The organism is Skermanella sp., assembly GCF_059503625.1.
On record NZ_JCACHA010000745.1, the window covers coordinates 685 to 10,509 of the forward strand.

Here is a 9,825-nt window from a genome sequence, read left to right on the forward strand (position 1 = left end):
GATGATGCAGGAAACCAGCGCCCGCGCCGTCCTGAACGCCGACGGCAAGGTGGAGGTGGCGACCGCGACCGCCGATATCGGCACCGGCACCTACACCATCCTGGCGCAGATCGCGGCGGACGAACTGGGCGTTCCGATCGAAGACGTTACGGTCAAGATCGGCGACTCGTCGCTGCCGAAATCGCCGGTCGAGGGCGGTTCCTGGGCGGCGGCTTCGGCGGGCACCGCTGTCACGGCCGCCTGCCATAAGGTCCGGGAGACCCTCTTCAACCATGCCCGCAAGGTGGAGGGCTCGCCGCTCGCCAACTTCGGCATCGACCGCGTCATGTTCGAGAACGGCCGGATTTCCGTGTCCGGCGACCCGTCGCGGTTCGTGACCCTGGCGGATGCCATGGCGGCCAGCGGAGAGCGCGAGATCTCGGCGGAGGAAACCACGGCTCCCGATCCGGAAACCAAGAAGAAGTATTCCGGCTACACCCACTCCGCGATCTTCGCCGAGGTCCGGGTGGACGAGGAGCTTGGGGTCATCCGCGTGACACGGATCGTCGATGCGGTAGCCGCCGGCAAGATCCTCAACCTGAAGACGGCCCGCAGCCAGATCCTGGGCGGCGTGGTGTTCGGCATCGGCATGGCGCTCCACGAAGAAAGCCTGATGGACAAGAAGCTGGGCCGCTTCATGAACCACAACATCGCCGAGTACCACATCCCGGCGAATGCCGACGTCTACGACATCGACGTGATCTTCGTCGAGGAGCAGGACGACAAGGCGAGCCCGATCGGAGTGAAGGGGCTGGGCGAGATCGGCATCGTCGGCACGGCGGCCGCCATCGCCAACGCCATCTTCCACGCCACCGGCCGGCGTATCCGCCACCTGCCGATCACGATCGACAAGGTGATGGGGGCGGGTGAGGACAAGGCTCCGGCGCAGGCGGCGGAGTAAGCAGCGTCCGAGGTGGATTGCGGACCGTCGCGGCAATGGGTACCGTCGCGGCGGTTCCGCCTTCACACCCTGAGACATCTCTCATGAAATACCGCCTCGCCATCTTCGACTTCGATGGCACCCTGGCCGACAGCCTGCCGTGGTTCCGCAGCGTCTTCAACGGCGTGGCCCGGAATTACGGCTTCCGTCCCCTGAACGACGCGGAGTTCGAGACGCTGAGAGGCGTCGGCAACCGGGAGATCATCCGCCGGCTCGGCGTGCCGCTGTGGAAGATGCCGATGATCGCGGCCTATATGAGGCGGATGATGGCCGCCGACATCGACGGCATCGCACTGTTCGACGGAGTCCCGGAAATGCTGCGGGATCTCAAGGCCGTGGACATGCGGATTGCCGTCGTGACGTCCAATTCGGAAGAGAACGTCCGGCGCGTTCTGGGGCATCGGAACGCCGGGTTGATCGACCATTACGCCTGCGGCGCATCGATCTTCGGCAAGCCGCCGAAGTTCAGGCAGGTCCTGCGGCGGAGCGGCGTGCCGGCGCACAAGACGATCTGCATCGGCGACGAGGTCCGGGATGCCGAGGCGGCGCGCAGCCTCGGCATCCCGTTCGCCGCCGTGTCCTGGGGCTATGCCAAGCCCGAACTGCTGGAGGCCCAGGCTCCGGACCGCATGTTCACGTCGGTCGGCGATATCGCGGCGGCGATCCGGGGATAGGCGCCGCCGGGCACCTCAGGCGGTGGGGTGCGTTTGCCGGGTCAGGCGGGCGTGCAGGCCGCGCAGGTACTTGGCGTCCATGTCGGTGAACTCCCCCTCGGCCATATCCGATTTGAAGTCCAGCAGCTCCTGGCGGGTTTCCGGCGCCAGGTCCTGGTTGGCCAGCAGTTCGTCGATCAGGGCGGTGTCGCCGGCATAGCCTTCCCTGGGGCGGGGCTGATCGATGTCGAACAGGTCGTCATCGGTGAAGGCGCCGCGATAATCGTCATAACCTTCGCCGCGTGCCGCCGAAGGAGGCGGGGCCAGCAGTTCGCTCCACGTCATGCCGCTTTCCCGGACGCGACGGTCGATTTCCCGCGCGGTTGCCAGCACCTCGGCCTCGTCGGGATCGCCGAGGCGGTCGAGCAAGGCGATGAAGCTGTCGCGGTCGAGGTGGGGCATTCTTGTCCTCCTGTTGGTGTTGCTTGAGCGATTTTAGCTGTATCAGGTGTTCCGGTCCGCCTTGTTTTCAACGCTCATCGCAGCTGCTGGGGAGCACGGGTTCCGGAGAGTATGGCTTTTGCCGTAGGGCGTGCTAGGGTCGCGTCCTGTTCGCCAGCAGCCCATTTTGCCAGCATACGGGAAGACCATGCCGTCTTTTGACATCGTATCGAAGACCGAAATTGCCGAAGTCGACAACGCCCTGGATGGGGTGATCCGCGACATCGGGCAGCGCTACGACTTCAAGGGGTCGCGCTGCTCGATCGAGCGCAAGGAGAACGAGCTGACGCTCCTGGCCGACGACGACCTGAAGATGAAGCAGATGCACGAACTGCTGGTCGTCCATTTCACGCGGCGCAAGCTGGATCCGGGCGCCCTGGATTACGGCAAGCCGGAAAAGGCCGCGGGCGACAGCGTCCGGCAGGTCATCACCGTCAAGCAGGGCATCGACAAGGACTTGGCCAAGAAGATCACCAAGGCGATCAAGGACAGCAAGATGAAGGTCCAGGCGTCGATCCAGGGCGACGAGCTGCGGGTCACCGGCAAGAAGATCGACGATCTTCAGGCCGCCATCGCGATGGTCAAGGGCCTGAAGATCGAACAGCCCCTTCAGTACATCAATTTCCGCGACTAGCGTTTTCCGCTACTAGCGTTCCGTGGCGATGAAGCGGCGGCGGTCGCCTTCCAGCACGAGGCAGGTGAGGCGGCCACTGGCGTAGGCTCCGGTATCGATGCCGATCCGGTTGCTCCGGATTTCCGGTAGTTCGCTGATCGTGTGGCCATGGACGACGACCTTGCCATGATCGGTATTGGAGGTCAGGAACTCCTCCCTAATCCACAGCATGTCCTCGCGGTCCTGACGGTTCAGCGGCACGCCCGGCTTGACGCCGGCATGGGTGAAGAAATAGTCGCCGATGGTCAGGCTCGGCCGCAGATGGCTGAGGAAGCTGACATGCGACGGCGGCATCGCCTTCCGCAATTCCTGCTGGGCATAGGCGATGCGCTCCTGCTGGGTCAGTCCGGACGGTATCTGGACACCGTAGCTGTGAAGGGTCGCGAGGCCGCCGAACTTGAACCAGCCGGGCCCGACGGCCGGGTTGGTCAGGAACTCCTCGAAGGTCGCTTCGTGGTTGCCGCGCAGGTGCACCGCGCCGAAGGTGGCGGGCGGACCGCCGATCATGATGTCGATGACCTGCCGGGAATGCAGCCCACGGTCGACGTAATCGCCGAGGTAGACCAGATAGTTGACGGGGTCGGGCGCCGCCCTGGCATCCTCGGTCACCATGTCGAGCAGGCGCATCAGCAGGTCCGCGCGGCCGTGGATGTCGCCGATCGCGTAGACCCGGATGCCTCGCGGCACGGTCGCTGCCACCTGCTCCTCATCCTGACGTTTGCGCAGAAAATTCAACACCACGTTGGCAGATCTCTCCGGTAAACTCATCAAGTCCCTCCGGTCCAAGAAATAAGTGCTCACGATGGCTAATTCGAGGCCTATCAGGAGCTTGGACCAGCTTTGTCGAGGTGTTTTCCGCATGCCGAAGCGGTACTGAGACTGTGCGGATCTCAAGTCACAGCCAATGGGTTATTTCGTTTGTATCCGCAAGGCTTGAACGGATCGCAAGACGCGGGCCAGAGATGCATCCGGCACCGCAAACGGTTTTCGGAAGTCGTGCGAGCAGTATGGGACCGGACGAGTGCTCAATCGGTAGGCTGTTGCCCAAACCGGCGGCTTATTCCGGCTTGGCGATATGCACGGCCACGCCATGCGCGCTCAGCACCTCGGCCAGCGGCGGCGGCGGCGCCTTGTCGGTGAACAGGGCCGAGACTTCGCCGATATGGCCCAGCCGGACCATAGCGTTGCGGCCGAACTTGCTGTGGTCGGTGCAGAGGAAGACGGTGCGGGCGTTGCGGATGATCGCCTGGGCAACGCGCACCTCCCGATAGTCGAAGTCGAGCAGCGTGCCGTCCAGGTCGATGCCGCTGATCCCGATGATGCCGATATCGACCTTGAACTGGTTGATGAAGTCGATCGTCGCCTCGCCGATGATGCCGCCGTCCCGGTTGCGGACCAGACCGCCCGCCACCAGCACGTCGAGGTCGGTGCCCGACGCCAGGAAGGCCGCGACGTTGAGGTTGTTGGTGATGACGCTGAGGCCCTTGTGGTTGACCAGTTCCTGTGCGACCGCCTCCGTCGTCGTGCCGATATTGATGAAGAGGGAGACGCCTTCCGGAACGTGGCGGGCGACCAGCCGGCCGATGGCCCGCTTGGCTTCCGACCCCAGCGCCTTGCGTTCGACGTAATCGACGTTGTGGGTGCTGGAGCGGGGCACGGCGCCGCCGTGGTGGCGTTCCAGCAATCCTTGGTCGCAAAGCTGGTTGATGTCGCGGCGGATGGTCTGGGGCGTCACTTCGAACTGGCGGGACAGCCCGTCGATCGAGACGAAGCCCTGCCGCCCGGCGAGGTCCAGGATCTGCTGCTGGCGTGTATCGCTCTTCATGGCGCTGATGCCGCCGGCGTGATGCCGCAGCCGCGCAGCACGAATGTGATGACTTCGTCGGTGGCCTCATCCCAGGCGGTATCGTCGAGGCTTTCGACGCTCATCACTGCCCGGATCTGAACAGCGAAATCGGCATAGGTCTGGGTCATCGCCCAGATCATGAAGAACAGGTGGCGGGGGTCGAGCGCCGCCATCCGCCCCTCGGCGATCCAGCCCGCGATGATGCGCGACTTGGCTTCGACCCGCTGCTTCAAATCGATCTCCAGGTAGTCGGTCAGAAAGGGAGCGCCGCTCAGCAGCTCGTTGGCGAACACCCTGGAGGCAAAGGGGCGGGTTCGGGAATGGCGCATCTTGGCGCGGACGTATCCGGCCAAGGCCAGCGCCGGATCGCTTTCGGGCAGCATCGCGTCGGTGGCGTCGAGCCAGAGTTCCAGTATGGCGGTCAGGACGGCTTGATAAAGCTGCTCCTTGGTGCCGAAGTAATAGTGCAGGTTGGCCTTGGGCAGGCCGGCCGCCTGGGCGATCTGCGACATGGTGGCGCCGGCAAGGCCGGTTTCGGCAAAGACCCGCTCGGCCGCTTCAAGGATACGGGCTTCGTTTTCCCGCCGGATACGGCCACGGGAAGCAGTGGTGCGCGGTGAAGCCGAATTATTCATCAGGTCGCTCATCTGAGCAGCATTCCGTCCCATTTTTCTACATTTTTGAAACAAGTTGACCAAGCGGTCAATTTCTTTATAGCATCCATCCAAACATACCAACAAACGGAACAGGAGCAGGCGGGATGACGAGCGTGATGGACGTGCCGGCTGATATCGCTCCCGGACGGCTTTCGCCACGGGAGTACGAAGTCAATTTCGACGATGCCACACCGCCGCTGAACCGGAAACAGGCGCTGATCGAGGCGGCGCGCTGCTATTTCTGCTACGACGCCCCCTGCATGGAGGCGTGCCCGACCGGGATCGACATCCCGAGCTTCATCGCCAAGATCGCGACCGACAACGTCAAGGGGGCGGCGGTCACGATCCTGGAAGACAACATCATGGGCGGCACCTGCGCCCGCGTCTGCCCGACCGAGATCCTGTGCGAGCAGGCCTGCGTCCGGACGGCGCAGGAGCACAAGCCGGTGACCATCGGCGCTCTCCAGCGCTATGCGACGGACTGGCTGTTCGACCGGGAGATCCAACCCTTCACCCGCGCCGAACCGACCGGGCGGAAGGTCGCCGTGGTCGGCGCCGGGCCGGCGGGGCTGTCCTGTGCCCACGCGCTGGCGCTTCACGGTCATGACGTGACGGTATTCGAGATGCAGCCCAAAGCGGGCGGGCTGAACGAGTACGGGATCGCCGCCTATAAGATGACCAACGACTTCGCGCAGCGGGAGGTCGATTTCATCCTGTCCGTCGGCGGCGTCACCGTCGAGTACGGCAAGGCGCTGGGGCGCGACATTACGCTGGCGCAGCTTCGGGCCGATTACGACGCCGTTTTTCTGGGCATCGGGCACAACGCCGTGAATGCGCTGCGGATCGCCGGCGAGGATCTGGCGGGCGTCAGCAACGCAGTCGATTTCATCGCGGCGCTTCGACAGGCGCCGGACAAGTCGGTGCTGCCGGTCGGGCGCAAGATCGTCGTAATCGGCGGCGGCAACACCGCCATCGACGTCGCCACCCAGTCGAAGCGGCTTGGGGCGGAGGATGTCACCATCGTCTACCGGCGCGGGCCGGAATCCATGTCGGCGACCGGGGCGGAGCAGGAGTGGGCTCAGACCAACGGCGTCAGGATCAAGTACTGGGCTCAGCCGCGAGCCCTGCTGGGCGCTGGCGGTTCCTTGAGGGAAGTCGAGTTCGAGTACACGGTGCTCGACGAGGCCGGCAGGCTGGCGGGGACGGGAGAGGTCTTCCGGGTTCCGGCCGACATGGTGTTCAAGGCGATCGGCCAGAGCTTCGTGCCCTCGGCGGTCGGCGAAGAAGGCTTCGCGGAGATCCTGGAGTTCCAGCCGGACGGGCGGTTCGCGGTGAACGAGGACCGGCAGACGTCGCTGGCGAACGTGTTCGCCGGCGGCGACTGTATCGGCGGGATCGACCTGACCGTTTCGGCGGTGCAGGACGGCAAGGTGGCGGCGCGGGCGATCCATCGCCTGCTGACCAATTCATGACGGCGGCGGACAGATAAGCAGGGAAGAACAGGATCATGGCAAATCTCGTCAGCAACTTCGTCGGCATCCGCTCGCCCAACCCGTTCTGGCTGGCCTCGGCCCCGCCGACCGACAAGGAATACAACGTCGTCCGCGCCTTCCGGGCCGGCTGGGGCGGCGTGGTCTGGAAGACCTTGGGAGAGGACCCGCCTGTTGTGAACGTGTCGTCGCGGTACGGCGCGTTCAGCTACAACGGCACGCGGGTCGCAGGCTTCAACAACATCGAGCTGATCACCGACCGGCCGCTGGACATCAACCTTCAGGAGATCAAGTCGGTCAAGCGCCAGTTTCCGGACCGGGCGGTCGTCGTCTCTCTGATGGTGCCGTGCGAGGAGGAAAGCTGGAAGCGCATCCTGGCCCAGGTGGAGGATACCGGGGCCGACGGCATCGAACTGAACTTCGGCTGCCCCCACGGCATGTCGGAGCGCGGCATGGGTTCCGCCGTGGGGCAGGTGCCGGAATATGTCGAGATGGTCACCCGCTGGTGCAAGCAGCACAGCCGGATGCCGGTGATCGTCAAGCTGACGCCCAACATCACCAATATCCTGGGACCGGCGCGGGCGGCCAAGCGGGGCGGGGCCGATGCGGTCTCGCTGATCAACACGATCCAGTCGATCATGTCGGTCGATCTCGACGTCATGGCGCCGACGCCGGTGGTCGATGGCAAGGGCACCCATGGCGGCTATTGCGGACCGGCGGTCAAGCCGATCGCGATGCGGATGGTGGCCGATATCGCCCGCGATCCCGAATGCCAGGGCATGGCGATCAGCGGCATCGGCGGCATTTCCACCTGGCGGGACGCGGCGGAGTTCATCAGCCTCGGCGCCAGTACGGTGCAGGTCTGCACCGCCGCGATGCATCACGGCTTCCGGATCGTCGAGGAGATGGCCGATGGGCTGAGCAACTGGATGGACGGCAAGGGCTTCGCCGATGTCAAGGCGTTCACCGGCATGGCGATCCCCAACTACGTCCACTGGGAAGACCTGAACCTCAACTACAAGATCGTGGCGAAGATCGATCAGGACACCTGCATCAAGTGCGGCTTGTGCCACATCGCCTGCGAGGACACCTCGCACCAGTCGATCGCGGCGCTCAGGATCGATGGCGGGCGGCGCTACGAGGTGATCGAGGAAGAATGCGTCGGCTGTAACCTGTGCATGCATGTCTGCCCGGTGGAGGACTGCATCACGATGGAGCGGCTGGACGACGGCTCTTCGTACATGACGTGGAAGGAGCACCCGAACAACCCGATGCGGCGGGAAGCGGCGGAGTAGGGAAGGGAGGACAAGCATGGGTGCGGCGGAATTCCATCGTGTGCGGGTGGCTGTGGCTACCCCATTCGATATGTGCGATGACGGGGCGGTCTTTCCCGTTCCTGAATCGAACACGCCGTGCCAACCCGCCTGTTCCACCGCCACGACGCCTATTTCAAGCGCCTGCTCGATCAGCCGGGCACCGCGCTGGCCTTGCTCCGCGAGCGGCTGCCGGCGGCGATTGCCCGGCGGCTTGCGGATGAGGAGCCGGAGTCGCTGCCGACCTCCTTCATCTCCGACGAGTTGGAGGAGCGCCGGCCCGACCGGCTCTACCGGACGCGGACGAGGGAAGGGCAACCGGTCCTGGTCTATACGCTGGTCGAGCATAAGTCCTCGCCCGACCATCGGACCACGCTTCAGCTTCTGGGCTACGATGCCCAGATCCTGAACTGGTGGGACAAGATGGAGGGGCGCGACGAAAACGGGCGTCTGCGGAAGCTTCCGGCACTGTTTTCGATCGTCGTCTACAATGGCGAGGAGAGATGGACCGTACCACTGACTCTGGCAGGTGCGACGGAAGGCGGGGACGACGACGAGATACGCCCCTGGCTGCCCGATCTGCGCTATACTCTGGTCGATCTGAGCCAGACGGATAGCGGGATTCTGTCGAGGCACCGGGTACTGCGGTTCGGCTTCAAGGTTCTCAAATACGGCGCCCGCGATGGCGATATCCGAGAGATCCTGAAGATGCTGATCCGGGAAGCGCTGGCGGAGGAGTTGGACGACGAGATCGTCGTGCTCGTCCGTTTCGTGATGATGGAGCCTAACGGACTGAAGAAGGGAGTGCTGCGCCAAATGTTGACCGAAGTCGTGCCTCAAAAGGCGGAACGCCTCATGTCGATCGCAGAGCAATGCGTCCTTGAAGGCCGTATCGAAGGCCGGGCTGAACTGCTTCTTCGTCTGATGACTCGGCGATTCGGTCCTATGCCGGATTCATATAGGCAGAGGGTCATGGATGGGAGCCAGGAGGAACATGGCGCTTGGGCGGACGCACTTTTCGATGCCAAGACGCTCGACGAGGTGTTCGCGGCGCCGCCTTCCAATAATTCCTGACGCTTTCGAACCCTGAGGGGCCGCAATGGCACCCTCCTTGCTACGAAGAAGCGATAAGCACGCCTGACAGGGAAGATCATGCATAACCTTCAGATCAACGCACAGCGGCTGTGGGACAGCATCATGGAAACGGCGCAGATCGGCGGCACGGCCAAGGGCGGCGTCTGCCGTCTGACGCTGACCGATCTGGACCGGCAGGTGCGGGACTGGTTCGTGGCGCAGTGCGAGGAAGCCGGCTGCACGGTCACCGTGGACGAGATGGGCAACATCTTCGCCCGCCGTCCCGGCAAGGACAACTCGCTGCCGCCCATCGCGATGGGCAGCCACCTGGATACCCAGCCGACCGGCGGCAAGTTCGACGGCATCCTGGGGGTGCTTTCGGGGCTGGAGGTCCTGCGGACGCTGAAGGACACCGGGTACGAAACCAATGCGCCGATCGAGGTGATCGACTGGACCAACGAGGAAGGCTCCCGCTTCGCGCCGGCCATGCTGGCGTCCGGCGTGTTCGCCGGGGTCTTCACGCGCGACTATGCCGACAGCCGCAAGGACCGTGAGGGCAAGAGCTTCGGCGAGGAGTTGGACCGGATCGGCTATCGCGGCACCGAGAAGGCGGGAGACCATAAGCTGGGCGCCTTCTTCG

Annotated in this window: 11 protein-coding genes; 7 read left to right on the top strand and 4 right to left on the bottom strand. The window is 64.2% G+C overall.

The window, feature by feature from the left end; translation table 11 throughout:
* Together AC5JJ6_RS25540 and AC5JJ6_RS25545 are read left to right on the top strand one after the other, a co-directional pair.
* On the top strand, positions 1–940 hold a 940-nt coding region (locus AC5JJ6_RS25540), incomplete at its 5' end, for a xanthine dehydrogenase family protein molybdopterin-binding subunit (RefSeq protein WP_496044767.1).
* Positions 941–1,023: 83 nt separating this feature from the next.
* The gene (locus AC5JJ6_RS25545) at positions 1,024–1,653 is read left to right on the top strand and encodes an HAD hydrolase-like protein (RefSeq protein WP_496044768.1); all 630 of its coding nucleotides are present in this window, start codon (positions 1,024–1,026) and stop codon (positions 1,651–1,653) included.
* A gap of 15 nt (positions 1,654–1,668) precedes the next feature.
* Here the strand turns inward: AC5JJ6_RS25545 and AC5JJ6_RS25550 are convergent, their stop codons facing one another.
* Complete coding sequence (locus AC5JJ6_RS25550) at positions 1,669–2,094, bottom strand: hypothetical protein (RefSeq protein WP_496044769.1); 426 nt, start codon at positions 2,092–2,094, stop codon at positions 1,669–1,671.
* A gap of 187 nt (positions 2,095–2,281) precedes the next feature.
* Between AC5JJ6_RS25550 and AC5JJ6_RS25555 the strand changes: the two genes are divergently transcribed.
* On the top strand, positions 2,282–2,767 hold the full coding sequence (locus tag AC5JJ6_RS25555) for a YajQ family cyclic di-GMP-binding protein (protein ID WP_496044770.1): 486 nt from the start codon (positions 2,282–2,284) through the stop codon (positions 2,765–2,767).
* A gap of 12 nt (positions 2,768–2,779) precedes the next feature.
* Here AC5JJ6_RS25555 and AC5JJ6_RS25560 read toward each other — a convergent pair whose 3' ends face one another.
* The 3 genes from AC5JJ6_RS25560 to AC5JJ6_RS25570 form a co-directional block, all read right to left on the bottom strand.
* Complete coding sequence (locus AC5JJ6_RS25560) at positions 2,780–3,574, bottom strand: metallophosphoesterase family protein (RefSeq protein ID WP_496044771.1); 795 nt, start codon at positions 3,572–3,574, stop codon at positions 2,780–2,782.
* Positions 3,575–3,863: 289 nt separating this feature from the next.
* A complete protein-coding gene (locus AC5JJ6_RS25565) occupies positions 3,864–4,631 on the bottom strand; it encodes a DeoR/GlpR family DNA-binding transcription regulator (RefSeq protein ID WP_496044772.1) in 768 nt (255 codons plus the stop codon).
* Positions 4,628–5,299, bottom strand: coding sequence for a TetR/AcrR family transcriptional regulator (locus AC5JJ6_RS25570; RefSeq protein WP_496044773.1), 672 nt, complete (start codon positions 5,297–5,299; stop codon positions 4,628–4,630). The genes AC5JJ6_RS25565 and AC5JJ6_RS25570 overlap by 4 nt, the downstream gene beginning before the upstream one ends.
* Before the next feature lie 113 nt (positions 5,300–5,412).
* On the opposite strand from AC5JJ6_RS25570, the gene AC5JJ6_RS25575 reads away from it, so the two are divergent.
* From AC5JJ6_RS25575 to AC5JJ6_RS25590, 4 genes are all read left to right on the top strand, one after another.
* Positions 5,413–6,780, top strand: a complete 1,368-nt coding sequence (locus AC5JJ6_RS25575) for an NAD(P)-dependent oxidoreductase (RefSeq protein WP_496044774.1) — start codon at positions 5,413–5,415, stop codon at positions 6,778–6,780.
* A 35-nt stretch (positions 6,781–6,815) separates the two neighbouring features.
* Positions 6,816–8,093 (top strand): NAD-dependent dihydropyrimidine dehydrogenase subunit PreA, encoded by a 1,278-nt coding sequence (gene preA, locus AC5JJ6_RS25580; protein WP_496044775.1) that lies wholly within the window; start codon positions 6,816–6,818, stop codon positions 8,091–8,093.
* A gap of 117 nt (positions 8,094–8,210) precedes the next feature.
* Complete coding sequence (locus AC5JJ6_RS25585; RefSeq protein WP_496044776.1) at positions 8,211–9,185, top strand: Rpn family recombination-promoting nuclease/putative transposase; 975 nt, start codon at positions 8,211–8,213, stop codon at positions 9,183–9,185.
* Positions 9,186–9,263: 78 nt separating this feature from the next.
* Positions 9,264–9,825 (top strand): M20/M25/M40 family metallo-hydrolase (locus AC5JJ6_RS25590; protein ID WP_496044777.1); only part of this gene is annotated, 562 nt, incomplete at its 3' end.

Excerpts from the sequence above, each read along its gene's own strand:
- AC5JJ6_RS25545 (WP_496044768.1), top strand. The coding sequence starts at position 1,024 with ATGAAATACCGCCTCGCCATCTTCGACTTCGATGGCACCCTGGCCGAC.
- AC5JJ6_RS25550 (WP_496044769.1), bottom strand. The coding sequence starts at position 2,094 with ATGCCCCACCTCGACCGCGACAGCTTCATCGCCTTGCTCGACCGCCTC.
- AC5JJ6_RS25555 (WP_496044770.1), top strand. The coding sequence starts at position 2,282 with ATGCCGTCTTTTGACATCGTATCGAAGACCGAAATTGCCGAAGTCGAC.
- AC5JJ6_RS25560 (WP_496044771.1), bottom strand. The coding sequence starts at position 3,574 with ATGAGTTTACCGGAGAGATCTGCCAACGTGGTGTTGAATTTTCTGCGC.
- AC5JJ6_RS25565 (WP_496044772.1), bottom strand. The coding sequence starts at position 4,631 with ATGAAGAGCGATACACGCCAGCAGCAGATCCTGGACCTCGCCGGGCGG.
- AC5JJ6_RS25570 (WP_496044773.1), bottom strand. The coding sequence starts at position 5,299 with ATGAGCGACCTGATGAATAATTCGGCTTCACCGCGCACCACTGCTTCC.
- AC5JJ6_RS25575 (WP_496044774.1), top strand. The coding sequence starts at position 5,413 with ATGACGAGCGTGATGGACGTGCCGGCTGATATCGCTCCCGGACGGCTT.
- preA (WP_496044775.1), top strand. The coding sequence starts at position 6,816 with ATGGCAAATCTCGTCAGCAACTTCGTCGGCATCCGCTCGCCCAACCCG.